Origin of the sequence: Rhodococcus opacus (assembly GCF_012396235.1) — a bacterium.
Classification (GTDB): domain Bacteria; phylum Actinomycetota; class Actinomycetes; order Mycobacteriales; family Mycobacteriaceae; genus Rhodococcus_F; species Rhodococcus_F opacus.
This window is the reverse complement of the sequence record NZ_JAAXPA010000007.1, coordinates 241,256-267,028: the sequence shown is the minus strand read 5'-3', so window position 1 is coordinate 267,028 and position 25,773 is coordinate 241,256. Positions and strand designations below refer to the sequence as shown.

The following is a 25,773-nucleotide window of genomic DNA, read 5'->3' as shown; positions in this document are numbered from 1 at the left end:
CTAGACGGCGACACCGATGTACTTCGTCTCGAGGAATTCGTCGATGCCGGTGGTCCCGCCTTCGCGTCCGAGCCCGGATTCCTTCACGCCGCCGAACGGCGCGGCCGGGTTCGACACCACACCCTGGTTGAGCCCGACCATGCCCGACTCCAGCGCCTCGCACACACGGATGCCGCGCTTGAGGCTCTCGGTGTACACGTAGGCCACCAGCCCGTACGGGGTGTCGTTGGCCCGTTCGACGGCCTCGGCCTCGGTCTCGAACGTGCTGATCGCGGCCACCGGTCCGAAGATCTCGTTGTGGCACATCTCGGCGTCGTCGGGCACACCCGTCAGGACCGTCGCCGGGTAGAAGTTGCCCGGCCGGTCGAGTGCCTCGCCGCCGGTGAGCACCGAGGCGCCGCGGTCGATCGCGTCCGCGACGAGACTGCTCACCTTCGCGACGGCAGCCTCGTCGATCAGCGGTCCGACGACGACGCCGTCCTCGGTGCCGCGCCCGACGGGCAGGGCCTCCATTCGTTGCGTGAGTTTGCGGGTGAATTCCTCGGCGACCGAACTGTGCACGAGGATTCGGTTGGCAGCCGTGCAGGCCTGGCCGATGTTGCGCATCTTCGCCGCCATGGCCCCGTCGACGGCGTCGTCGAGATTCGCGTCGTCGAAGACGAGGAACGGCGCGTTGCCGCCGAGTTCCATGGACGTGCGCATGACCGTGCGGGCGCACAGTTCGAGCAGATGCTTCCCGACCTTGGTCGAACCGGTGAACGAGAGCTTGCGGGCCCTGCCGTCGAGGATGAGGGGGGTGATCACCTCGTCGGGGCTGGACGTGGTGACGACGTTGACGACGCCGTCCGGCAGCCCGGCCTCGGTGAGGATGTCGGCGAGGGCCAGGATCGACAGCGGCGTCTGGGCTGCCGGCTTGATGACGGACGTGCACCCGGCGGCGATCGCGGGCCCGATCTTGCGGGTGCCCATCGCCATCGGGAAGTTCCACGGGGTGATGAGCAGGCTCGGCCCCACGGGCTGGCGGGTCACGAGGAACCGCGACCCGCCGCCGGGCGCCGTCATGTAGCCGCCGTCGATGCGGACGGCCTCCTCGGCGAACCAGCGGAAGAACTCTGCGGCGTAGGCGATTTCGCCCCGCGCCTCGGTGAGTGGCTTGCCCATCTCGAGCGTCATGACCAGCGCGAGCCGGTCGACGTTCTCGAGCAGCAGCCGGTGCGCGTTCATGAGGATGGTGCTGCGTTCGCGGGGGGTCGTGGCCGCCCACGACGGTTGCGCCGCCACCGCCGCGTCGAGCGCCTCGCGGGCCTCCGCGGCGTCGGCGTCGGCGACCGTGCACAGGATCTGTCCGGTGGACGGGTCGTGGACCGGCATGGTGCGTGCGCTGTCGCGCCACTTGCCGCCGATGAACAGGCCGGTCTGCACCGATGCGATTGCTGCTTCCTCGAGCATGATTTTTCCCCGTTCTCCATTGCCGAAGGGACGGTCCCCATGTTATACAGATTGTCAACAATCTGACAATGCACTTGCCGACATCCGCCGGCATCTACGCGTGGGAGGGTTCTCGTGACTCGGCTATCTCCACTGCTCGCTCAGGCCACACCCGTGACGGTCGATCACGGTGAAGGTTGCTACCTCTACGGCACCGACGGCAGGCGCTATCTCGACTTCACCGCGGGCATCGGCGTCACCAGTACCGGGCACTGCCACCCGCACGTCGTGGAGGCCGCACGCAGGCAGGTCGGGTCCCTGATCCACGGCCAGTACACGACGGTCATGCACCAGCCGATGCTCGAGCTCGTCGATCGACTGGGATCGGTGCTGCCCGCGGGCCTCGACTCGCTGTTCTTCGCGAACTCAGGAAGTGAGGCGGTGGAGGCGTCGCTACGACTGTCGCGGCAGGCGACCGGCCGCCCCAACGTGATCGTCTTCCACGGCGGATTCCACGGACGCACGGTCGCGACGGCGACGATGACCACGTCCGGCACCCGATTCTCCGCCGGCTTCAGCCCGTTGATGGGCGGCGTGCACGTGGCACCGTTCCCCAACGCCTACCGCTACGGCTGGTCCGAGGAGGAGGCGACCGCGTTCGCGCTGAAGGAACTCGACTACATCTTCGCGACGCTCACCGCGCCGAACGAGACGGCGGCGTTCGTCGTCGAGCCCGTTCTCGGTGAGGGCGGGTACGTGCCCGGCAACACCGCGTTCTTCCAAGGGCTCCGCGAGCGCGCCGACCGGTACGGCATCCTGCTCGTCATCGACGAGATCCAGACCGGTTTCGGCCGCACCGGCAAGTTCTTCGGGCACCAGCACTTCGACGTCCGGCCCGACATCATCACCATCGCCAAGGGTCTGGCCAGCGGCTTCCCGTTGTCGGGCATCGCGGCGTCCGAGGAGCTCATGGCCAAGGGCTGGCCGGGGTCGCAGGGTGGAACGTACGGCGGCAATGCCGTGTCCTGCGCGGCCGCGGTCGCGACGCTCGAGGTGATCGAGAAGGAAGATCTCGTGGCCAACGCCGCCGCGCGGGGTGTCCAGTTGCTCGACGGTGCGCGCACGCGCGCCATCGACGGGATCGGCGACGTCCGTGGCCTCGGACTGCTCGTGGGCAGCGAGTTCACGGCCGCCGACGGCAGCGCGGACCGTGCGAAAGCGGCTGCGGCGCAGCAACTGGCCGCGAAGAAGGGGCTGCTGCTGTTGACCTGCGGCGCCCACATGAACGTGGTACGGATGATTCCACCGCTCATCGTGACGGCGGAACAGATCGAGGACGCCCTGAAGATCTGGTCCGAAGTACTCGACGAAGTGTGACAAGCACCCGTGAGTACTTGTTAACCGCGGGCGGTTAACAAGTACTCACGGGCTCCGAAGGAGGACCTGTGGCTCGCTACATCACCATCAGCCTGGACAAGCGCGGCGTGACCTGCCGTGCCCGGCTTCTCGACGAGGACGCACCACTCACGTGCGACGCGGTGTGGGACGTGCTTCCACAGAGCGGCGACGCGTACCACGCCAAGTACGCGCGCAACGAGGTGTATACGCTGATCCCGCGGATCACCGCGGCACCGCGGCGGGAAAATCCCACCGTCACACCGATTCCCGGTGACGTGTGCCTGTTCGACTTCGAGCCCTGGGAAATCGGCAACTCGGCCTACGGGTACGAGCCGGGCTCCGAGGCGCACGCCGCGCAGGGCGCCACCGACCTCGCGATCTTCTACGGCCGCAACAATCTCCTGCTCAACGGCGACGTCGGCTGGGTGCCCGGCAACGTGTTCGCCGCCATCGAGGAGGGACTGCCGGAATTGGCGGCCGCGTGCAACGACCTGTGGATGCGCGGCGTCGAAGGCGAGACGATGAGCTTCGCGCGGGCCTGACGCCGGCGCGACCGGTCCAGAGTGTGCGGGATGGCCCTCGACGAGCGCCGGGGCGTCCACCACCATCGGACGATATGAAGCTGGACATCTATCAGATCGACGCATTCGCCGCCGGACCCTTCGAGGGCAACCCGGCGGCGGTCATGCCGCTGACCGACTGGCTGGACGACTCGGTTCTTCAGCAACTCGCCGAAGAGAACAATCTGTCCGAGACGGCGTTCTACACCGCCCGGCTTCCCGTGGACGCGGGGCCCCACGACCCGGAATATCCGGCGTATCACCTGCGATGGTTCACCCCTGCCGTCGAGGTGGACCTGTGCGGCCATGCCACCCTCGCCACTGCCGCGCAGATCCTCGAGGACGTGCACCCGGACGCCGCCCGCATCCAGTTCTGGACGCGCAGCGGTTGGCTGCACGTCGACCGTGGATCGGACGGGAAACTGGTGATGGATTTCCCGGCCGAGCCGCCGGTGCCGATCGCGGCCGATCCCCGGATCGTCGCAGCACTCGGCATTCCGGTGCGGGAGTGCCTGAAGGCCACCGACCTCGTGTTCGTCGCGGAATCCGAACACGACATCGCGTCGATGGCCCCCGACTTCGCCGTGATCAGCCCGCTGAAGGTGCGGGGCATCGTCGTCACCGCAGCATCCGACGTCGAGGGACTCGACTTCGTGTCGCGATGGTTCGGCGCCGCGGCCGGCGTGCAGGAGGACCCGGTGACGGGGTCCGCGCACTCGCAGATCGCGCCGTACTGGGCTGACGTCCTGGGCCGAAACAGCCTCGTCGGACGCCAACTGTCGGCGCGGGGTGGAACCGTGCACTGCGAGGTGCGCGGCGACCGCGTCCACCTGTCCGGGGCGTACCGGCGGTACCTCCGGGGCACCGTCGAGTTCTAGCGCTGGCTGAAGACCTCCGAATACAGCGTCTCGATCTGGCCGGCGGTGGGCACGACCGGATTGTTGCCGGGCGATCCGGACGCCAGCGCCTGCTCTGCCATCAACGGAATGAGGCCGTCCCAGGCATCACGGTCGATCCCGTAGGCGAGCGGCGTCGGAACCTTCAGGTCGTGACACAGCGACGTCAGGGTCTCGACGAGGAACTGCGCGGCGACGGAATCGCCCGCCGATTCCGGTGCAGCGCCGAACGCACGCGCGCAGTCGGCGTAGCGGCTCTCCGCTCCCTTCACGGAGAACGCAGTGATCGCCGGAAGCAGCATGGCATTCGACAGTCCGTGTGCGACATGGAAATGCGCACCGATCGGCCTGCTCATCCCGTGTACCAGCGCCACGCTCGAGTTGGAGAACGCCATACCGGCCTGCATGGACGCGACCATCATCGCTTCTCTCGCGGTGCGGTCTTCACCGTCCGCGTACGCCGTGCCGATGTGCTTACCAATCGTGCGGATCGCGGAGAGCGCGAGTCCGTCGGTGAACGGCTGGGCCTTCCTGCTGACGTATGCCTCGATGGCGTGGGTGAGCGCATCGATTCCGGTGTCGGCGGTCAACCGCGGCGGCATCGACATCGTGAGTTCGAAATCCACGATCGCGGCGATCGGCAGGAAGGAAAGCCCCGGGCACAGCATCTTCTCGTCGGAAGCGCTGTCGCTGATGACGGTGAATTGCGTCGCCTCCGAGCCGCTTCCGGCGGTGGTCGGTATCGCGATGATCGGCAGCGCCTTCCCGGTGTACACGTGGGGTGCCTTGTACGACCGCATTTCGCCGCCGTTCGCGGACAGCACGGCCAGTGCCTTCGCGGTGTCCATCGGACTGCCGCCGCCGAACCCGATCACCGAATCCGCGTTGTGTTCGGCGACGATCCTCAGCCCTTCCTCCAGGGAATCGGTGGTGGGGTCGGGCACGGTGCCGGAGAACAGTGCCGGCTCCTTGCCCGCGGACCTGAGGAGGGTCATGATCCGGTCGGCCGCGCCTGTGCCGGTCAGATAGGAGTCGGTGACGAGAACCGGCCTCTGCAGACCCAATTGGTCGACAACCGAGCCGATCTCGTCGACTGCTCCGGCCCCGATCCTGGCGAAACGGGGGAGTGAGAGATGTGCGGTCATGGGAGAGGTTCCTTAGTTGTTCTGGGGGAAGCCGAGGTTGAGTCCGCCGTGGCTGGGGTCGAGCCAGCGGGTGGTGACGACCTTGCCGCGGGTGAAGAAGTGCACGCCTTCGGTGCCGTGGGCGTGGGTGTCGCCGAAGAGGGAGTTCTTCCAGCCGCCGAAGGAGTAGTACGCCATGGGGACGGGGATGGGGACGTTGATGCCGACCATGCCGACCTCGACCTCGTTCTGGAACCGTCGGGCGGCGCCGCCGTCGTTGGTGAAGATGGCGGTGCCGTTGCCGAACGGGCTGGAGTTCACCAGTTCCAGGGCCTCGTCGTAGGACTCGACGCGGATCACGGAGAGGACGGGTCCGAAGATTTCGTCGGTGTACACACTCATGTCGGTGGTGACGTGGTCGATCAGGGTCGGGCCGAGCCAGAACCCGTCCGCACCGCCGTTTGCCTGCACGGTGCGCCCGTCGACGACAATCGTCGCCCCAGCGCCTTCGCCGGCGTCGATGTAGGAGGCGACCTTGTCGCGGTGCACCTTGGTCACCAGCGGTCCCATGTCGGAATCGAGGGTGCCGTCGCCGATCTCGAGGGTGTCGGTGCGGTCCTTGATCTTGGCGACCAACTCGTCGGCGATGTCGCCGACCGCGACCAGGGCGCTGATGGCCATGCAGCGTTCGCCGGCGGAGCCGAAGCCGGCGTTGACCATGGCGTCGGCGGCGAGGTCGAGGTCGGCGTCCGGGAGGACGATGGCGTGGTTCTTCGCCCCACCGAGGGCTTGGACGCGTTTGCCGTGGGCGGTGCCGGTGGCGTAGACGTATTGGGCGATGGGGGTGGAGCCGACGAAGCTGATGGCCTTGATGGCGGGGTGGGTGAGCAGTTCGTCGACGGCGGTCTTGTCGCCCTGCAGGACGTTGAACACCCCGGCGGGCAGGCCGGCTTCGGCCCAGAGTTCGGCCATCCAGATCGCGGCGGTGGGGTCCTTCTCGGACGGTTTGAGGACGACGGTGTTGCCGGCGGCGATGGCGATGGGGAAGAACCACATCGGGACCATGGCGGGGAAGTTGAACGGGGAGATGATTCCGACCGGGCCGACGGGCTGGCGGATCGAGGAGACGTCGATGTTGGTGGAGGCGTTTTCGGTCATGCCGCCCTTGAGCAGGTGCGCGATGCCGCAGGCGAATTCGACGACTTCCTGGCCGCGGGAGACCTCACCGAGTGCGTCGGAGACGACCTTGCCGTGCTCGGCGGTGATGATCTCCGCGAGTTCGCCCTTGCGGGCGTTGAGCAGTTCCCGGAACTTGAAGATCACCTGGGTGCGCTTGGCGAGGGAGGTGTCGCGCCAGGCGGGGAACGCGGCGGCGGCGGCGTCGATCACGGCGCGGGCATCCTCGACGCCGGCCAGGGCGACCTGACCGGTGACGGCACCGGTCGCCGGATTGGTGACCGGGGCGGTATCGACACGCGTTCCGGGGTAGGACTTGTTGTTGAGCCAATGCGAGATAACGGCCATGGGGTTCACTCCTGGGAAAGGTGGGGTGCCCACGAGTCTGCTGGGCAACAATGCCTGCGTCAACGAGTAAAATGGCACTTCGGACTGCACTTTTGCACAGGGATGAGGGCGATGTTCACCGCAGACAACATGCGTTATCTCCTGGAGTTGTCGAGAACCGGCCGCCTCGCCGATGCGGCGAAGCGGCTCGGTGTCGATCACACGACCGTCTCGCGGAGAATCACTCGACTCGAGAAAGACACGGGCACGAGACTTTTCGATCGTGGCGTATCGGGGTGGCAGCTCACCGAAGCGGGCCGGCGACTGGTTCCCCACGCGGAGGCGGTGGAATCCGCGGTGCTCGCCGCTCTCGACGAAACGTCGTCCCTGGGCGGGCTGACGGGCACCGTCCGCATCATCACTCCCGACGGCTTCGGGTCGTTCGTGCTGGTGCCAGGGTTGGCCGCTCTGCGGTCCGAGCACCCCGATCTGTTCACCGAACTCGTCACGTCGACCACCCACGACCTGCTGACCGGGCGCGACTTCGACATCGCGGTCACCCTCGAGCGTCCGTCGCCGCGGTCCGTCGTGGTCCGCAAACTGGCCGAGTACGACCTCCGTCTGTACGCGTCACGGCGCTACCTGGACCAACACGACCCCATCACGTCACTCGAGGATCTCCGGCATCACACGCTCATCTGGTACGTGGATGCGTTCCTCGATGTCGAACCGCTGCGTATCCTCGACGCGCTGATTCCGGATTTCCAGGCCCAGATCCAGACCAACAACATTGCGGGCCACTACCAGGCCGTGAAGCACGGAGTCGGGATCGCGCCGCTGCCGAGCTACATCGGGGCGCTGGACGAGGATCTCGTGCCGGTTCTCCGCGACGACTTCATTGCGCACCGCACCTACTGGCTGGTGGTACCGCGGGAATTGACGCGACTCGCGCGGGTGAAGGCGATCACCGAGGCGCTCTACTCCATCGTCGACGGCAATCCCGAACTGCGAGGCGCAGTAGGGTAACTCACCGATCCGCGGGAACGGGTCCGGAGCTCTCCCGGACGACGAGCTCGGTGGGGAGTGTGATTTCCCGTCCCGCTCCGCCGCCGATGATGTCGAGGAGCAGTTGCGCGGCCTCGCGGCCCTTCTCGACGAGCGGTTGCCGGACGGTCGTGAGTCCGGCGGCTCGGGCCGCGGGGATGTCGTCGAAACCGACCACCGACAGATCCTGCGGCACCCGGAGTCCACGTTCCTGTGCGACGTCGATGGCCGCGAGGGCCAGCAGGTCGGAGGCTGCGATCACGGCGGTCACGGGACCGGCATCGAGCAGCGTCTCGACGGCGGTGCGGGACAGTTCGTAGTCGAACCCGCCTGCTTCGACGACCACGGCGGACGACCACGGCACCGTGTGTTTCCGGCAGGCGGAGGCGTATCCGGCGAGGCGTTCCTTCATCACGTGGTCGCGTGCGGCCCGGATGCGGGCGGCGTCGACGGGCCCGCCCTTGCCGTCGGGGACGAGCCGGTCGACGAGAAACCCGATACGCCGGTGCCCGAGCGACAGAACGTGCTCCGCGATTTCCTTGGCGGCCTGCCGATCCCGGATCCCGACGCGCGGCAGTCCGCCAGGATTGGGGCCGTCGATCACGACTATCGGCAGCCGGCGGCTCATCGCCGTCTGCATTCCGGGGTGGCCGTCCGGCATCGCATACGCGAGGAATCCGTCCACCGCGCCCCGCACGAGCACGCCGGATCCCTCGGCCACCCGGGTCGACTCGAGTGGGCAGGGCAGCAGCGTCAGCGCGACCTCGGCGAGTTCACCGACCTCCGATATGCCCTTCAGCAACTGCGAGGTGGCCGGATCGTCGAATGCGTAGCGCAGCGAGTCGGTGATCATCAGCCCCAGCGCACCGACCTGTCCGGTGCGGAGATTGCGGCCCGCGGGGTTGGGGCCGGCGTACCCGAGTTCCGCGGCCACCTGGAAGATGTGGGCGCGCCGGGCTGCCGACAGCTTGTGGGGCTGGTTGTACGCGTACGAGACCGCGGCCTGCGACACGCCTGCCGCTCGGGCGACGTCGTGCATCGTGGTCACGAATGCCGATCCTCTCCGTCGCACGGTTACCGAGCCCAGCCTATCGGCCGGACCGCGCGTGTCTCCCGGGTGTCAGCTCGCTCTGGCGACAACAGCGTCATCGTCGTCCTCACCCGAGTCGAGGAGAACGAGTGTGCCCATGACGTTGCGTGCCACCACCTGTTGGTCGGTGACCGTCATCTGTCCCCGCCACGACCCGAGGAAGGTCCACGTCCACGACATGAGCGTGGACAGCCGGCTCCGGAACCCGACGACGTAGACGACGTGGACGGCCAGCCACAGGATCCACGCCAGAAATCCTGCGAGTTCGATGCCCCCGACCTTCACGACCGCGTTGAACCTCGAGATCGTCGCCATCGACCCCTTGTCCCGGTATCGGAACGGAACGCGGTCGGGTGACGTCGCGCGCCTGCCGGCATCGGCTGCGATTTGCCGCGCCGCGTAGCGGCCACCCTGGATCGCGACCTGCGCCACCCCGGGAAGGCGGTCGCGCGCCATCATGTCGCCGATCACGAACGCCTCGCGGTGTCCCGGCACCGTCAGGTCCTCGCGGACGGCGATCCGCCCGGCCCGGTCGAGTTCGGCCCCCGACTGCTCGGCAAGCTGCCTGGCCAGTGGGCTGGCTTCCACGCCCGCCGACCACACCTTGCACGCGGATTCGATGCGGACGGTCTCGCCTCGCCCGTCCTTGATCGTCACCCCGTCTGCGTCGACGTCGGTGACCGTCGCGCCGAGTCGCACCTCGACCCCGATCCTCTCGAGGCGTTCGGCCGCGGTGGACCCGAGCCGGTCGCCGAACGGCGGCAGCACCGCGGACGCGGCGTCGAGCAGGACGATCCGGGCGTCGCGGGTGTCGAAGTTCCGGTACGCGCCGACGAGCGTGCGGTGGGCCAGTTCCGCGATCTGACCGGCCATTTCCACCCCGGTGGGTCCGGCGCCGACCACCACGAACGTCAGGAGGCGCGCCCGCTCCTCGGCATCGGTGGACAGTTCGGCACGTTCGAACGCGCCCAGGATCCGGCCACGGAGTTCGAGTGCGTCGTCGATGGACTTCATTCCGGGGGCGTGTTCGGCGAAGTGGTCGTTACCGAAGTACGACTGCCGGGCTCCGGCCGAGACGATCAGACTGTCGTACCCGGTGGTGGTCGTTTTGCCCTGGTGGGTCGACGTAATCCTGCGCGTCGCCAGGTCGATGTCGGTGACGTCCCCCAGTATCACCGAGGCGTTCGACTGATTCTTCAACACCATCCGGGTCGACGGTGCGATCTCTCCCTCGGACAGGATGCCCGTCGCCACCTGGTACAGCAGCGGCTGGAACAGGTGGTGGCTGGTGCGGTCGACGATCACCACGTCGACGTCGGCCCGGCGTAACGCCTTCGCGGCGAACAGGCCGCCGAATCCGGAACCGATGATCACCACGCGATGACGTGCCTCGGTGCGGGCAGGAGTATTCATGACAAGCTCTTCCCGGTTACTGGTAGGGGTGAAGCGTGCCGCCCGACACACGGGGTGTCGGGCGGCACGGTGGACACGACGCACCGGGGACTCGAATGTCGGTTCAGGACCCAGGGTGTCGCGAGATCACCTGCAGGACCGGCGACGCCGTTGTCAGCTGCCCTGGATGCGGGTGATCAGATCTGTGAGGTAGGTGTAGCTCTTCTTCGCGGCGTCGAGGCCACCGCACTCGACCGACAGGACGACGTCGTGGTCGGCCTTGTGCAGTGTGGTGACGATGCGTTCCCAGTCGATGACGCCGTCGCCGCAGGCGCAGCCGAGCATGCCCCGGACCTTGCCGCGCAGCCTCTTCGCGTCTTCGATGCCGATGTCCTTGGCGTGCAGGTGTGTGACGCCGCCGACGATCTGCTCGAGCCACTCGTGCGGGTCGTTCTCACTGAGGTAGCTGTTGCCGGTGTCGAGGTTGATCGTCAGTGCCGGGCTGTCGATCAGCGTCATGATCTTCGCGAGCCGCTCGGGGGTCGCGGTGTACTCGCCGTGCGTCTCGATAGCGATCTTGATGCCGCGCGGTTCGGCCACCTTCGCCGCCTCCTGCAGCGTGTACCGCATCAGCGTGTAGTTCTCCGCCTCGGTGGTCCACGTCGGCAGCGGCCCGTCGTCGACCATGATCATCGGGGACCCGACCTCGGCCGCGTAGCGGATCGACTGCTTCAGATAGTCGACGCTCACGTCCGGCTTGGCCAGCGGTGCATGACTGGACAGCGAGGAGATGGTCAGCCCGCGTGATTCGGCGGCGTCCCGCATGATGAGCGGGTCGTCGAGCATCGACCGGGTGTGGAAGTACCCGGCCGTGCTCAGCAACTCGCGGCCCCAGTAGACCATCGGCTCGACGTACTTGTAGCCGATCTCCGCGGCCTGGTCCATGGCCCAGTCGAACGACCCGTTCTCGAATCGGGCGAACTCCAGGTTCAGGCCGAGTGTGATCTGTCCCATGCCGGTCTCCGATCAGAATCCGCGTTGCGCGACGTAGTCGTCGCGGACCTCGCCGTGGTAGGCGGGAACGGTGATGTCCCACCAGCCGGTCGGGTGCATTTCCGTCCACGGCAGCTCGTGGGCGCTCATCGCCTCGATGATCACCGGGCCCGGTGTCGCGAAGGCGCGCTCGATCGCGTCGGCCAGCTTCTCCGGGTCCTCGACGCGCTCGGCGCTGCAGCCGAGTGACTGAGCGAACCGGGTGATGTCGGCGAAATACGGTGTCCCGTCGAGGTTCTTCCACCCGGAGATGATTTCGCGTTCTTCACCGAACAGGCTGATCTGGAGGTCCTTGATCGCCTCCCAGCCGCCGTTGTTGAGCACGACGATCACCAGCGGCACTCCGAGCATCGCGGCGGTCGCGATCTCGGTGCCGGTCTGGAGGAAGCTGCCGTCGCCGACCATCGCCAGGACCGGGGTGTCCGGGGCGCCGATCTGCGCACCGATCGCGGCGGGCACACCGAATCCGATGCCGGAGAAGCCGCCGGCCACGATGTTGGTCTTCGGGCCGTAGATCGGGAACTCGTTGAACGCCTGGTTCGCCGGGTTGGACGAATCGGTGACCAGAATGCCCTCGCGCGGAAGGGCCTTGCGGATCTCGACCATCGCCCGCGAGTTGGTCATCGGCAGGTAGTCGGTGGTCCGCATCGGCCGCAGGTGCTCTTCCCACTGCGCCTTGAGATCCTGCAGTTCGGCGAAGTAGTCGGTGTTGCGGTAGTCGAGGGCAGGCCCGAGATCGGCGAGCACGTCGCGCAGCGCGGCGAGGGACGTTTTCGCGTCGCCGACGACGCCGACCTCGACCGGGTAGTTGCGGCCGATCTCGAAACCGTCGATGTCGATCTGCACGAGCTTGGTGTTCGGGATGTCGAACGTGACGCCGGGACGGTACGACGACGTGATGCGGTCGCTGAACCGGCAGCCGACGGCGAGGATCACGTCGGCTGTGCGGGTCACGCCGTTGCCGGGAATCGAACCCATGTCGCCGCACGGCCACGCGTAGAGGTCGTGGTCGGCCGGGAACGCGCCCTTGCCCTGGAACGAGTGCGTCACCGGTGCGCCGAGGTGCTCGGCGACGGCCATCAACTCGGCGGCGGCCTCGGCGTGGATGACGCCGCCGCCGGCCACGATGACGGGACGTTTCGCACCGGCCAGCAGGCGTGCGGCCTCGGCGATCACGGCCGGGTCACCGGTTGCGCGGGTGGCGGGACGGCGGGCACCGGTGTCGGGGGTGTAGTCGCCGTACTCGGCCTGCAGGTCCTGCGGGATGTCGACGAGCACGGGTCCGCGCCTGCCCTCGTGCATGGTGTTGAACGCCTGAGCGAGCGCCACCGGAAGCTGTTCGAGGCGGCTGGGCTGCCACCAGCGCTTGACCACCGGTTCCACCATGCGGGGAAAGTTGTTGCCGTGCGGGCGGTCGATCTCCTGGAGCACCCCGCGGTTCTCCATGTAGGTGTGCACGGCACCGGTGATCAGGAGCATCGGCATCGAGTCGGCGAAGGCCGTCGCGAGTCCGGTGAGGGTGTTGGTCGCGCCCGGTCCGATGGAGGTACAGATCGCGGCGATCTTGCCGGAGGCCCGGTAGTAGCCGTCGGCCATGTGAGCGGCGCCCTGTTCGTGCATGGCCGGCACCAGTTCGATCTCGTCGGCTCGGTCGACGAACGCGTCGAGGAGGGCGGTGTTGCCGTGTCCGGGGATCGCGAAGACCTTCTCGACTCCCTCGCGGATGAGGAAGTCGACGACCATCTGTCCGCCGGTGAGTTTCTGTGTTGTCATCGAAGAGGCTTTCTGGGTGTGGTGGGGGCGAAGCGTCACAGGGACGCGGACTGGGCCGGGGTGTCGTGGGAACGGGTCTTGCCGATTCGGTCGGCGATGCTCTCGGCGACGCGGAAGGCGTTGGCCGCGATGGACAGGGCAGGGTTCATCACGGGCAGGGACGGGAAGAAGGACGAGTCGACGACGTACAGGTTGTCGATGTCGTGGGCGCGGCAGTCGGCGTCGAGCACGGAGGTCGCGGGGTCGGTTCCGGCCCGCACGGTGCCGGCTTGGTGGGAGTTGACCTCGATGCCGGTGCCCTGGCTGAAGACGAACGGGTAGCCGATCTTCCGGAGGATCTTCCGCACCTCGCGGACGAGTACCTCGTGGGCGCGAGTGTTGTTGGGGGTCCATGCGATCTGGATGTTGCCGTCGTCGGTGAGGGTGACGCGGTTGTCGGGATCCGGCAGATCCTCGGTGAACAGCCACCAATCCATGCTGCGCGCGGTGGCCTGGCTCAGCGCCCACTTGGGGATCAGCGGCCGCTGGCCCTTGATCATCTCGCCCTGCAACTTGCCGATGAGTTGCACGTGTCCCAGCGGATAGGGGTGGTCCGCGGTGCCGTGAGTGTAGAAATCGTTGATGTACAACGTCTTCTGGAACTCGGAAGTGTTCTTCTTCAGCGGGTTGATGCCGACCATGATGGAGTTGTTGTGCACCATGTAGTTTCGTCCGACCATGCCGGAGGAGTTGGCGAGACCGTCCGGGTGTGCGGCGTTCGCCGACCGTAGCAGCAGCGCCGCGGAGTTGACGGCGCCACAGGACACCACCACGGTGCGTGCGTCGACGACGACTTCGGTGCCGCGGTGCCGGAGTCGTACGCCGGTGGCCTGTTTGCCGGTCTCGTCGGTGAGGACGCGCTCGGCGTACGCGTTGGTCAGCAGTTCCACCGAGCCGGACGCGACGGCCGGCCGGACGCATCGCACATCCGCGTCCGACTTCGCCAGCACCCGGCAGGGGAACCCGTCGCAGGTCTGACAGCGGATACATCCGCCGCCGTCCCGCAGATCGATGCCCAGTGGGATGTTCGACGGCGTGTACCCGAGACGCCGCAGTGCGTCGGCCGCCTCCTGCACCGGTGGCTCGTGTCCGATCGCCGGGTAGGGGAAGGGTTCGTCACGGGGGAGCGTGGGGTCGTCGGTGTGATCGCCGTGGACCCGGTACACCTGTTCTGCCCGTGCGTAATACGGCGCGAAGTCGTCGTACGAGAAGGGCCACTCGGGAGATTTGCCGTCCTCGTGTTGCGTCGACTGGAAGTCTTCACGACGGAACCGGACGAGCGACGAGCCGTACAGCTTGGTGTTCCCGCCGACGTAGTAGTACGTGCCCGGACTGAACGGCCTGCCCTCGGTGTCGTACCACTGCTCGGCGTTCGCGTACCGGTGTCCCTCGAAAACTTCCCGGGGGTCCCAGTTCTGCTTTTCCTGCGGCAGGAAGTCGCCGCGCTCGATCAGAAGCACATCGACTCCCGAGTCCGCGAGCGCGTAAGCGAGCGTTCCGCCGCCCATTCCGCTGCCGACGATGACGACGTCGTAGCTGTGTTTGCTCGGGCCTGTGGGCTCCCCCACGGATGCGTCACTCATGGGTCCTGCTCCTCGGTCGTAGAGAGTGGTGTCAACGTTCTGCCGGGCGGGTCGACGCGAACCGGCAGTCGGTGAAAAGGTTATACGTATAACTAAAGGTTAGCGGCAGTGTGGTGGATGTCAACCCCACCCGAGCAGCTCATCCCGGCGGGGGATGAGCTGCTCGCCGCCGTCAGGGCACGAGCGGTCGAGTGAGGTTCTCCGGCCGCAGCACGTCGTCGAGTTGCTCGCGGCTGAGCAGACCCCGTTCGAGCACGAGCGCGGCGACGGTGCGCCCGGTCGCGAGAGCGTCGGCGGCGATCGCGGTGGCCGCGGTGTACCCGATGTGCGGGTTGAGGGCGGTGACGACGCCGATGGACGCGTCCACCATGTTCTTCAGGTGGTCGATGTTCGCGCCGATGCCGACCACGCAGCGCTCCCGCAGGACGGTGCATCCGCGAGTGAGCAATTCGATCGTCTCGAACAGGCTGTGCGCGATGACCGGCTCGAAGGCATTGAGCTGAAGCTGCCCGCCCTCGGCCGCCATCGTCACGGTCAGGTCGTTGCCGACGACCCGGAAGGCGATCTGGTTCACGACCTCCGGGATCACCGGGTTCACCTTCCCCGGCATGATCGACGACCCCGCCTGCACGGGCGGCAACGTGATCTCACCGAAGCCGGCGCGCGGCCCCGACGACAGGAGCCGGAGGTCGTTGCAGATCTTGGACAGCTTCACCGCGGTGCGCTTGAGGACCCCGGACAGCTGGACGAACGCCCCGACGTCCTGCGTGGCTTCGATCAGGTCGGACGCCGTCGTCACCTCGATCCCGGTGATCGCGGCAAGGTGCTCGCGCACGCGCCACGCGTACTCGTGGTGCGCGTTGAGGCCGGTCCCGATCGCCGTTCCGCCCAGATTGATCTCGGAGATGAGCGTTGCCGCCTCCCCGAGTCGCTGAGAATCCTCGTCGATCATGAGAGCGAACGTCGCGATCTCCTGGCCCAGGGTCATCGGAACCGCATCCTGCAACTGGGTGCGGCCGACCTTGAGGACGTCGGAGAACTCCGTCGACTTCACCGCGAATGCCGCAGCCAAGTCCTGCATGGCCGCCCGCAGCCTGGTCAGGGCGGTTTGCAGGCCGGCCTTGATCGCGGTGGGGTAGACGTCGTTCGTGCTCTGGCTCATGTTCACATGCTCGAGCGGATGGAGATACTCGTAGCGGCCGCGCCGGTGGCCGAGCAATTCCAGGGCCCGGTTGGCCACCACCTCGTTCGCGTTCATGTTCGTCGACGTGCCGGCGCCGCCCTGGATGACGTCCACGACGAACTGGTCGCGCAGCGCGCCGGCCCGGATCTCGTCGCAGGCCGCCACGATGGCGTCCGCTTCGCGCCGCGGCAGCAGGCCGAGGCCGGCATTGGTCTGCGCCGCCGCCTGCTTGACGGACGCCAGCGCCGACACGAGGTCGGGATGGCTGGCCAGCGGAATGCCGGTGATCGGGAAGTTCTCCGTCGCCCGCAGCGTGTGGATGCCGTAGTAGGCGTCGTCGGGGACCTCGCGGTCGCCGAGGAGGTCGTGTTCGATGCGGGTCATCGTTCGGACGTCACCCGGGTCGGGAGGTCGCCCCACGGGAGCGGGGCGTTGCCGAACTTGGCGGCGCGAAGGTCGCCGGAGCGGGCGTGTCCCTCGAACTTCTCCAGACGCGACAGGCGGCCGCACACCTCGCCGAGCTTCGCGCTGCTGCCGAGGTCGCGCACCTCCTGATAGGTGAGCGTCTTGAGGAACTTGCCCACCCACAGACCGCCCGTGTAGCGGGCCGCACCGAGCGTCGGGAGGACGTGGTTGGTGCCGATCAGCTTGTCGCCGTAGGGAACACACGTTCCTTCGCCGAGGAACAGGGCGCCGTAGTTCCGCATGGAGGTCAGGGCCTGACGGGGGTCCTCGGTGAGGATCTGGACGTGCTCCGACGCGAAGACGTCGGCGAGCCGGTACGCCTCGTCGAGGGTGTCCACCACGTGGATCTGGCCGTGATCACGCCACGCGGGGCCGGCGATGGCGTTGGTGACCAAGCCGGGGAGCAGGGCGTCGATATGATCGATCACCGCTCGTCCCACGGACTCCGACGTGGTGATCAGCACGCACGGCGAATCCGGGCCGTGCTCGGCCTGGCTCAGCAGATCAACGGCGATGGTGAACGGGTCGGCCAGGTGATCGGCGACGATGAGCGTTTCGGTCGGTCCGGCGAAGAGGTCGATCCCGACCTCCCCGAACAGCTGGCGCTTCGCCTCGGCCACGTAGGCGTTGCCGGGGCCGGTGAGGATGGACACCGGGTCGATGGTCTCGGTGCCCAGCGCGAGTGCGGCGACGGCCTGCACGCCGCCGAGGACGAAGATCTCGTCGGCGCCGGCGAGGTGCATCGCCGCGACACTGATCTGCGGCGGCTCCCCGGCATTCGGAGGCGTCGTCGCGGCGACGCGTTCGACGCCCGCGACCTTCGCGGTGAGGACCGTCATGTGCGCGGACGCGGTCAGCGGGTAGCGCCCGCCGGGTACGTAGGCGGCAGCCGCGTCGATCGGGACGTTCCGGTGCCCGAGGAACACACCCGGGAGGGTCTCGACCTCGAGGTCCTGGATGGAGTCCCGCTGCGCCTGGGCGAAGTCCCGAATCTGGCGCTGCGCGAATCGCAGATCGTCGAGGACGGTCTCGGGAACGGACTTCACGATCTCCGCCACCCGGTCCTCGCCCAGCCGGAACGATTCGGGGGACCAGCCGTCGAACTTCTCGGAGTACTTCCGGACGGCGTCGTCGCCGTTCGCGCGGACGTCGGCGATGACGGCGGCGACGGTGTCGACCACGGCGGGGTTGCTCGCCCGCTGCGCTGGTTCACCGACGGCGGCCTTAAGGACGAATGACATGGGATGCTTCCTTCGGATGAGCGAGGGCTGGATCTGTTGTCACTCAGCATCGCGGTGCCACACGTGTTTCCGACAGTTGCATTGTGGGAACTAATTGCGTCGGTTCATGCACGTTCTGTGTACCATTGAGCATGGTTTTCACCGTCGCCGACGCTCTCGACATCGATCTCCTGAAAGACGCGGGAGCCCGTGTCCTGACCGGATCGGGCAGCCTCGACCGTGAGGTGCGCTGGGTGCATTCCTCGGAGATCTCGGATATCGCCCGCTTCCTCCGGGGTGGAGAATTACTCCTGACCGCCGGGCTCGGAATGGGCAGCACGGGCGCCCTTCAACAGGCGTTCGTGCGCGCAGCCGCTCATGCCGGGGCCGCGGCGCTCGTCATCGAGGAGTCGGGACGGATGTTCGACCGCGTACCGGATGCAGTAGTCGCCGAAGGGCAAGCCTGCGGCCTGCCGATCATCGCCCTCGCCCGCGAGGTGTCGTTCGCCGGCGTCTCGTCGCAGGTACACGAGATCCTGACCGGCAAGCGCCTGCAGGCGCTCACCCACGAACGGGAAGTCGAGTCCACTTTCTCGAACCTCCTCCTGGACGGCGCCGATTACCTCTCGATCGTGCAGACGCTGGCCGAACTCACCGACGGCACGGTGGTGCTCGAGAACATCGCGCATCGCGTGATGGCGTACGTCGGCGAATTCGACGAGGAAGCCGGCATCGAGGGCTGGGACCGGCACGCGCGGGGCCTCCACAGCGACGACAGCGGATGCGTCCGCAGGCCGGTCCTGATGCGCGGTCAGCCGTGGGGCTGGATTCACGTCTTCACCGACCGGCCCGCGACCGAACGGGCCACCGCGGCCTTCGCGACCGAGCGTGCCGCCGCGGCCGTCGCGATCTCGTTGCTCACCGACCGCAGCCGGGAAGCGAGGGACGATCAGCGGAGCACGGCATTGATCACGCGACTGCTGATCGGGGATCTCTCCGGATCCGAATTCGTCGACCAGGCAGGAAGACTCGGATATCAGCTCGGTTCGGGGCCGATCGTCGTCGTCATCGCGAACAAGGATGCCCGCGACGAGTCGTCCGGTCCGCGGGCCGGCCGTCAGATCGACACGGGTGCGATCAGCGCCGACATGGGCGACTACGTCGTGGCCGTGGCGGCGGAGTCCGGCCGAACCCGCGCCGAGCTCACGGGCCTGCTCGGGAAAATGGAGCACGGCGGCGGCATGAGCCGCGCGGTGCCCGCATCGATGCTGCAGGTCGCGGTCACGCAGGCGAAGAGTGCCGCCGCGGTGTCGCGCTCCCTGCCTGCCTCACCGATGCTGCATTTCGACGACCTCGGCGTCGAACGTCTGCTCGTGACGTTGGCGCAGGGTCCCGAGCTCGCCAGCTTCGTCGAGGACGAACTCGGCCCACTGCTCACGAAGGATGCGCAGTCCACGACCCCGCTGTTGCCGACACTGCGCGCCTTCCTCGCCGTCGACGGCCGCAAGACGGAAGCGGCGGAGAAACTCTTCATCCAGCGCCGGACCTTGTACAACCGGCTCGACCGCATCGCCGCGATCCTGGGCAAATCCCTGGACGACGCCGCCACTCGCCAAAGCCTGCTGCTCGCGGTGAAGGGACTGGATCTGCTCGAGGGGTCGTCCATCGTGGCTCGACGGAGCGGGCGACCATGATTACGGAGCGGGCGGCCATGACGCGGTCAGTGCCGGCTTCTCATTCTGTGCAGTCTGCGCGCAGGAGGTACACGGTCTGTACCTGTTGTGCGGCGCGTCACCTTCGTAATGTTTTCCTCGAGATTCCGGCCATCCAGTCGGCGTTGATCGAAAGTTCACGCACTCGCTACTCGCTGAACGGACGGCTACCCCCGTAGGCGCCCGCGGCGGTCCGAGACCTACCGCAAGGACGAAATCATGGCAACACATGGAGCAGGCACCGCTCCCGTGCTCGACCATACACGCGTGCGAAAGGCGCGAATCGCGACATTCTTCGGCTTCTTCCAGCTCGGCGCCGTGATGTTGATGTGGTCGACGAGCACCACCTCGTTGCGTAGTCACCTCGGATGGGAAGGCGACGGCGGCGACTCCCAGTTCGGCCTCCTCGCGCTGTCGATCGGCATCGGCGCCGCTGTCGGCTGCTTCGCCATCGGCCCCTTCATCGACCGGTACGGTCCGAGAAACACGGCCATGCCCACGATGGTCGTCTACCCCCTCTGTTACATCCCCCTCGCGTTCCTCGACGGGCTGGTCGGAGCGATGGTGATCGGCGTGCTCATCGGACTGCTCCGCGGCGCCTTCGACACGGCGTTCAACACCCACGGTGTGCAGGTCGAGCGGTACTACGGGCGACCCATCATGTCCGCGTTCCACGCCGCCTACCCGGCGGGTGGCTTCGTTCTCGGACTCGTCGGCAGCGCTCTGGCGCGGCACTTCACCGACAGCCCGGCCGTCGCCTACATCTCGATCGGCGTGGTCCTGTCGGTACTCGGTGTCGTCTTCGGCAAATGGCTTCTCTCGCTCGACGAGTTGCTGCCTCCGGACCAGGACGAGATTCCGGGCGCCGCCGACCCCGCGCACCCGGGGAAGCGTTCGGCCACCACGGCGACGCTTCTCGTGATGATCGGATTCGGTGTGCTCCTGCTCGGATCGATGTTGAGCGAGGGCGCGGTCCTGGACTGGGGTCAGGAATTCGTTCGCCGAGCGGTCGGCACCACGGCGGGCCTGGCAGCGACGGCTGTCACGCTCTACTCGGGAGCGCAGTTCGTCGGCCGGTTGTTCGGCGACAAGCTGGCCGAGTACTTCGGCGCTCGACTCATCGTCGGTGCGAGCGGTGTCATCGGTGCCGCCGGTGCGCTTCTCGCGATGCTGGGTGGCTCGGCGCCGCTCGCCCTCACCGGCTTCGTGCTGCTGGGACTCGGCCTGGCGTGCATGGCGCCGCTCATGCTGTCGGCGGCCGGGCGACGCGATCCCGAGAACGCGGGGCGGAACATCGGTCTGGTCAACGCAATCGGCTACGTGGGCATGCTCGTCGGGCCTGCTGCGATCACCGTCGTCGTCGACAACCTCGGTATCGAATGGATGCCGCTTCTGCCAGCCATCCTTCTCGCGCTGATCGCGATCGGCGGTCCCGCGTTGATGCGCCTGGTGCCGCGCTACCACAAGCCGGCGTCGGAGACGAGCAGGCACGAGGTCGCGACCGGGTAGGTCGTCCGGCACTTCCGATTCCTGCGGTCCGGTACCTCTCCCGAGGTGCCGGACCGCCTTTCGTGTCGTTGCCCGGTGATACGATTAACCATCCCCCGACACGAACAGGAGACAGCTGTTCCTACCGAGAGTCCGCCGTTGAAGCGCGGTGAGCGTGGCTGGAAAGCAGCAACTTTCGTCGTCTTCGTCGGAACGGGGATCACCTATGCGTCCTGGGTGACCCGCACCCCAGCCATTCGCTCGTCCCTGGGAGTCGGCACGGGCGACATGGGTCTGATCATTCTCGGTCTGTCGATCGGATCGATGGCGGGGCTGCTGCTCGCCGGTCCCGTCGTCGCCCGGATCGGTGCCCGTCACGTCATCACGGCCGCGGCCACGGTCGCGAGCCTCGGCCTGTTCAATGTGACTCGGTTCGGGTGTCGCGATCGCGGCCCTGGTCGGTCTGGAACTCGCCTTCACTGGTGCGGGATTCGGCATGTGCGAGGTGGCCCTCAACGTCGAGGGTGCAGCGATCGAGAAGCGCATGGGACGCAGCTTTCTTCCGTCGCTGCGCGGTGCGTTCAGTCTCGGAACGCTCGCCGGCGCGGGCCTCGGGGCGGTCGCCGAACTGCTCGATGTTCCGGTGCCGGTGCATCTCGGGGTGCTGGCCGTCGTGGTCCTCGTGACGAGCGTGAGCGTCGTGGCGCTGCTACCTCCGGCTACCGGACGAGAGGCCGGGCGCACGCGCCGTCGATCCGGCACGTCCGGCGGTCTGACCATCTGGCGGGACACCCGGATCGTTCTCCTCGGCCTGATCGCGCTGGGCATGGCGTTCGCGGAAGGCAGCGCCAACGATTGGCTTCCACTGGGAATCGTCGACGGGTACGGAGTCGGGTCGGCCACCGGCGCCGCGGTCTACGTCGTGTTCGTGGCCGCGATGACGTCGGGCCGCCTACTCGGCGGGCGCGTCGTCGACCGGTACGGCCGCTCTGCGACCGTCCACTGGTCCGCGGCCCTCGCGGTGGCGGGGGTCCTGATCGTGATCCTGGCGGGAAACCTGGTTCTCGCCGCGCTCGGCTGTGCGTTGTGGGGTGTCGGTGTCGCCCTTGGATTTCCGCTCGCAATGTCCGCGGCGGCCGACTCGGGTGCCGACGCCGCGCGACGCGTCAGCGCGGTGTCGACGCTCGGGTACATGGCGTTTCTGGTCGGGCCGCCGCTCCTCGGGCTGCTCGGTGAGCAGTTCGGGCTCCTGCAGGCCTTCTACGTCGTCCTCGCCGGCGCCGTCCTCGCCGGGTTGGTGGCGAGTGCGGCCGGGGAAACCCGCGAGAGGGAGGAGTCTCCGCTCGCCGAGGAGCGGATCGGCTCGAGGTGAACACGCGATCGCCCGGCCTCTGGGAACGAGGCCGGGCGAACCGTGATCGGATCACATCACACTGCGGCAGAAGCGATGTGGGGTGCCACGCGCAGCGCGTTGGCCGCGATGGTCAGCGCGGGGTTGAGCGCCGCCGACGAAGGGAAGAACGATCCGTCCACGACCCACAGGTTGTCGACGTCGTGACTGCGGCAGTGCGGGTCGAGGACACTCGCCGCCGGATCGGTACCCGCGACCGCGGTTCCGCACATGTGCGAGTTCGTTGCGATCCCCATCCGCTCGGTGAGGATGATCGGATACCCCGCCTTGCGGACTGCCGTCGAGACGCGGCGAACCAGTTCACTGTGCGGCGCAGTGTTGTTGGGTGTCCAGTCGACGATGATCCGGTCGCCGTCGATCCGGACCCGGTTGTTCCGCGTCGGCAGATCCTCGGTGGTGAGGTAGATGTCGAGGCTGCGATCCACCACCGCCTTCAGCGCCCACAGCGGAGCCCAGGGCCGTGCCCCCTTCACGTGCGCGGCCTGCAGTTTGCCGAGCATCTGCAAGTTGCCGAGCGGGTACTCGTTGTTCGGGCCCGCGACGTACCAGTCGTTGATTCCCAGCGTCTTCTGCCACGCAGTCGTGTTCGTGTGGAAGGGGTTGACGCCCATGAAGAACGTGCTGTTGTGCACCATGTAGTTCCGGCCCAGCAGCCCCGACGAGTTGCCGAGGCCGTCCGGATTCCACTCGTCGGCCGAGCGGAGCAACAGTGCCGCGGTGTTGACCGCCCCTGCCGAGACCACGAACTGGTTGGCCGTGATCCGGATCGTGCGACCACGGAACTCGGCCTCCGCGGCGACGATTCGCGTGCCCTTCGCATCGGTGAGCAGACGCGTCACCTTCGCTTCGGTGAGCAGACGCACCCGCTCCGACTCGAGCGCGGGCCGCAACGCCCGGTTCTCCGCCTCACTCTTGTGATCGGTCTGCGACGGGGTGCCGTCCGACGCCGTCGACTGCCTGCGATGCTCCTGCGTCGTCAGGTTCATGCCGTTCGGTGTGTGGAACGGGTGCAGTCCCTGTTGACGGAGGGAGGACGCGAAACGCTCGATCGTCGGCTCGTGCGGCAACGGCGGCAACGGGTACGGAGACGACCGTGGTGGTTCCGTCGGATCCTCGCCGTCGATGCCGTGCACCTGGTAGAGGCGCTCCGCCTCGGCATAGAACGGTTCGAGATCGGCGTAGCTGAACGGCCACTTCGGTGAGATGCCGTCGTAGTGCTGCGTCTCCTCGAAATCCGTGACGCGGAAGCGGGGGAGACTGCCGCCGTAGAACTTGGTGTTGCCTCCCACCCAGTAGTACACGCCGGGCTGGAACGGCTCACCGTTGCTGCCGTCGAACCACGGTTCCGCGGTCTTGTACCGGCCCATGAGGAACATTTCCGCGGCCTGCGAGTTCTCCACCTCGCGGGGGAGGAACCGCCCGCGCTCGACGACCAGGACGTCGACGTCCCGATCGCGGAGCGCCCACGCCAGCGTCGAACCACCCATCCCGGATCCGACGACCACGACATCGGCGGTGACCCTGTCGGAGTCGCCGCCCACATCGACCACCGCGCCCTCGCGCAGCGGTGAATACGCGTCGATCTGATCGTGTCCCGACGTTCTCACAGGTGCTGTTCCTTGGCTCGGGTCGCCCAGTACTCGTCCTGACGCTCGTCCTCGATGTACGCGGGAACGGGGAAGTCCCACCAACCGGGAACCCACGGTCCCGCCGCATCGCGATCGGTCGGGATCTCGATCAGCGCAGGCGCTTTCGAGTCGAAGGCCTTCCGGTACGTGCTCTCGAGGTCGGCCGGGTCGTCCACCCGGAACGATTCGAGGCCGAACGACTGGCCGAGCGCCTTGAAGTCGGGGCTGTACGGGGTGCCGTCCGGGCGGTTGAACTCGGTGCCGATGTGCCGGCTGGTCTGCTTGCGCTGCCCACCGCGGATGGACATGAAGCCCGCGTTGTCCTGGACCACGAAGACCACCGGAATGTCGTGCTGCACGCAGACACCGATCTCCTGCGACGTCATGAGGAAGTCGCCGTCACCGAGCACGCACGCCACCTGCCGGTCGGGGGCGGCGAGCTTGGCGCCGATCGCGGCGGGCACGGCCCAGCCCATGGACGAGAATCCGCCGGACGTCAAGTGGGTGCGCGGGTGATACACCGGGAACGTCTGCTTCACGGCGCCCTGGGTGTTGCCGGAGCCGGCCACGATGATGCCGTCCCGTTCCATCACCGACCGCAGACCGCCGAGGGGGCGCTGGGAGGTGAACGGGAACCGGTCGGAATCGCGACGGCCGGCGAGCTTGGTCTCCCACTCCGCCTTCAGCTGCTCGAGTTCGGCGAGGTATTCGGACCGGTCGGCGCTGCTGCGGGGGAGGGAGGCGACGATCGCGGCGACGGTCGGCTTGGCGTCGGCGACGATGCCGACCTCGGCCGGGTAGTTCTTGCCGATCTCGTGCGGATCGATGTCGATGTGGATGAGCTTGGCGGGCGGAATCGAGAACGTGACTCCCTGCGCGTAGCTGGAGGAAGACCAGTCGGTGAACCGGCACCCGATGGAGATCACCACGTCGGCGCGAGAGGCGACGGAGTTGCCCACGATCGTTCCGGTCTGGCCGACGCTGCCCGCGAACAGCGCGTGGTCCTCGGGGAACGCGCCCTTGCCGTTCCACGTGGTGACCACGGGGATCTGCCACGCCTCGGCGAGGGCGAGCACCTCGTCGGCCGAGTCGGACGTGATGGCACCGCCGCCGACGACGATCACCGGCCGGAGTGAGTCACGGAGCACGTCGACGGCCTTGTCGATCGCCAACGGGTCGGGCTGCTGGAGCCCGACCGGCAGCCGCCGTGCGAGGTCGTGAAGGGCGACGTCGGCGGCCTCGGCCTGCACGTCCATCGGCACCTCGATGTGCGCGGGCCCCGGCCGACCGGTCAGCATGGTGCTGAACGCACGGTGCATGATGAACGGCAGTTCCTCCACGCGGGTGGCGACCCAGCTGCGCTTCGACACTGCGTCGGTGACCTGCGGAAAGCCGTTGTCTGTGTGCCGCTCCAGTTCCTGGAGCAGACCACGCCCGCGCATGTGAGTGGGCGGCCCGCCGGTGATGCACAGCAGACTCGTCGAGTCGCTGTACGCGGTCGCGAGACCGAGCACGGTGTTCGCCGCGCCCGCCCCGATCGACGCCACCGCGGCCATCGGCTTACCGGACACCCGGTAATACCCGTCCGCGAGGTGCGCGGCGCTCTGCTCGTGGTAGACCTGGATGAACGGGATCTCGGACCCCTTCTCCAGGAACGCATCGGTGAGCGACCAGATGCCGTGGCCCGGAATGCCCGTGACGTACTCGACGCCGTACTGCTTCAGGACCTGGGCGACCACCTGCCCGCCGGTCAATTTCGCCATGATCGTGTCTCCTTGCTGTG

Annotated in this window: 19 protein-coding genes; 7 read left to right on the top strand and 12 right to left on the bottom strand. The window is 67.5% G+C overall.

The genetic code is table 11. The annotated features are described in order from the left end of the window. Positions 1–1,449: an NAD-dependent succinate-semialdehyde dehydrogenase gene (locus HGB39_RS12040; protein WP_005574874.1), complete on the bottom strand. Its 1,449-nt coding sequence runs from the start codon at positions 1,447–1,449 to the stop codon at positions 1–3. A gap of 114 nt (positions 1,450–1,563) precedes the next feature. On the opposite strand from HGB39_RS12040, the gene HGB39_RS12035 reads away from it, so the two are divergent. The 3 genes from HGB39_RS12035 to HGB39_RS12025 all read left to right on the top strand — a co-directional run bounded on the left by HGB39_RS12035 (position 1,564) and on the right by HGB39_RS12025 (position 4,264). Further along, positions 1,564–2,805, top strand: a complete 1,242-nt coding sequence (locus HGB39_RS12035; protein WP_005263864.1) for an aspartate aminotransferase family protein — start codon at positions 1,564–1,566, stop codon at positions 2,803–2,805. Positions 2,806–2,873: 68 nt separating this feature from the next. Further along, entirely contained in the window at positions 2,874–3,368 is a 495-nt protein-coding gene (locus HGB39_RS12030; RefSeq protein WP_005244798.1) for a DUF3830 family protein, read from the top strand. A gap of 74 nt (positions 3,369–3,442) precedes the next feature. Continuing rightward, the gene (locus HGB39_RS12025; RefSeq protein ID WP_005574876.1) at positions 3,443–4,264 is read left to right on the top strand and encodes a PhzF family protein; all 822 of its coding nucleotides are present in this window, start codon (positions 3,443–3,445) and stop codon (positions 4,262–4,264) included. Here the strand turns inward: HGB39_RS12025 and HGB39_RS12020 are convergent. Continuing rightward, entirely contained in the window at positions 4,261–5,427 is a 1,167-nt protein-coding gene (locus HGB39_RS12020; protein ID WP_005574877.1) for an iron-containing alcohol dehydrogenase, read from the bottom strand. The two genes, HGB39_RS12025 and HGB39_RS12020, sit on opposite strands and share 4 nt — an antisense overlap. A 12-nt stretch (positions 5,428–5,439) precedes the next feature. After that, complete coding sequence (locus HGB39_RS12015; protein ID WP_168442927.1) at positions 5,440–6,930, bottom strand: CoA-acylating methylmalonate-semialdehyde dehydrogenase; 1,491 nt, start codon at positions 6,928–6,930, stop codon at positions 5,440–5,442. Positions 6,931–7,041: 111 nt separating this feature from the next. Here HGB39_RS12015 and HGB39_RS12010 point away from each other — a divergent pair, with 111 nt between their 5' ends. Further along, the gene (locus HGB39_RS12010) at positions 7,042–7,935 is read left to right on the top strand and encodes a LysR family transcriptional regulator (protein ID WP_005566524.1); all 894 of its coding nucleotides are present in this window, start codon (positions 7,042–7,044) and stop codon (positions 7,933–7,935) included. Between the two features lies 1 nt (position 7,936). On the opposite strand, the gene HGB39_RS12005 is transcribed toward HGB39_RS12010, so the two are convergent. The 7 genes from HGB39_RS12005 to hisD form a co-directional block, all read right to left on the bottom strand. Beyond that, entirely contained in the window at positions 7,937–9,001 is a 1,065-nt protein-coding gene (locus tag HGB39_RS12005; protein ID WP_005256849.1) for a LacI family DNA-binding transcriptional regulator, read from the bottom strand. A gap of 72 nt (positions 9,002–9,073) precedes the next feature. After that, on the bottom strand, positions 9,074–10,456 hold the full coding sequence (locus HGB39_RS12000) for an NAD(P)/FAD-dependent oxidoreductase (RefSeq protein ID WP_043789792.1): 1,383 nt from the start codon (positions 10,454–10,456) through the stop codon (positions 9,074–9,076). Positions 10,457–10,609: 153 nt separating this feature from the next. Then, positions 10,610–11,449, bottom strand: a complete 840-nt coding sequence (locus tag HGB39_RS11995) for a sugar phosphate isomerase/epimerase family protein (protein WP_005566520.1) — start codon at positions 11,447–11,449, stop codon at positions 10,610–10,612. Positions 11,450–11,461: 12 nt separating this feature from the next. After that, entirely contained in the window at positions 11,462–13,261 is a 1,800-nt protein-coding gene (locus tag HGB39_RS11990) for a thiamine pyrophosphate-binding protein (protein WP_005566519.1), read from the bottom strand. Between the two features lie 35 nt (positions 13,262–13,296). Further along, entirely contained in the window at positions 13,297–14,883 is a 1,587-nt protein-coding gene (locus HGB39_RS11985; protein ID WP_005566518.1) for a GMC oxidoreductase, read from the bottom strand. Positions 14,884–15,055: 172 nt separating this feature from the next. Continuing rightward, positions 15,056–16,450: an aspartate ammonia-lyase gene (gene aspA, locus HGB39_RS11980; protein WP_005566517.1), complete on the bottom strand. Its 1,395-nt coding sequence runs from the start codon at positions 16,448–16,450 to the stop codon at positions 15,056–15,058. Next, positions 16,447–17,772, bottom strand: coding sequence for a histidinol dehydrogenase (hisD, locus tag HGB39_RS11975; protein WP_005566516.1), 1,326 nt, complete (start codon positions 17,770–17,772; stop codon positions 16,447–16,449). The genes aspA and hisD overlap by 4 nt, the downstream gene beginning before the upstream one ends. A 131-nt stretch (positions 17,773–17,903) precedes the next feature. Here hisD and HGB39_RS11970 point away from each other — a divergent pair, with 131 nt between their 5' ends. The 3 genes from HGB39_RS11970 to HGB39_RS11960 all read left to right on the top strand — a co-directional run bounded on the left by HGB39_RS11970 (position 17,904) and on the right by HGB39_RS11960 (position 22,323). After that, positions 17,904–19,445 (top strand): PucR family transcriptional regulator, encoded by a 1,542-nt coding sequence (locus HGB39_RS11970; protein ID WP_005566515.1) that lies wholly within the window; start codon positions 17,904–17,906, stop codon positions 19,443–19,445. Between the two features lie 237 nt (positions 19,446–19,682). After that, positions 19,683–20,972, top strand: coding sequence for an MFS transporter (locus tag HGB39_RS11965; RefSeq protein WP_025431779.1), 1,290 nt, complete (start codon positions 19,683–19,685; stop codon positions 20,970–20,972). Between the two features lie 475 nt (positions 20,973–21,447). Then, on the top strand, positions 21,448–22,323 hold the full coding sequence (locus HGB39_RS11960) for an MFS transporter (RefSeq protein WP_247607406.1): 876 nt from the start codon (positions 21,448–21,450) through the stop codon (positions 22,321–22,323). Positions 22,324–22,379: 56 nt separating this feature from the next. Here HGB39_RS11960 and HGB39_RS11955 read toward each other — a convergent pair whose 3' ends face one another. Together HGB39_RS11955 and HGB39_RS11950 are read right to left on the bottom strand one after the other, a co-directional pair. Then, entirely contained in the window at positions 22,380–23,969 is a 1,590-nt protein-coding gene (locus HGB39_RS11955) for a GMC oxidoreductase (protein ID WP_005566513.1), read from the bottom strand. Beyond that, complete coding sequence (locus tag HGB39_RS11950) at positions 23,966–25,753, bottom strand: thiamine pyrophosphate-binding protein (RefSeq protein WP_064080030.1); 1,788 nt, start codon at positions 25,751–25,753, stop codon at positions 23,966–23,968. The genes HGB39_RS11955 and HGB39_RS11950 overlap by 4 nt, the downstream gene beginning before the upstream one ends. Between the last annotated feature and the right edge of the window lie 20 nt (positions 25,754–25,773).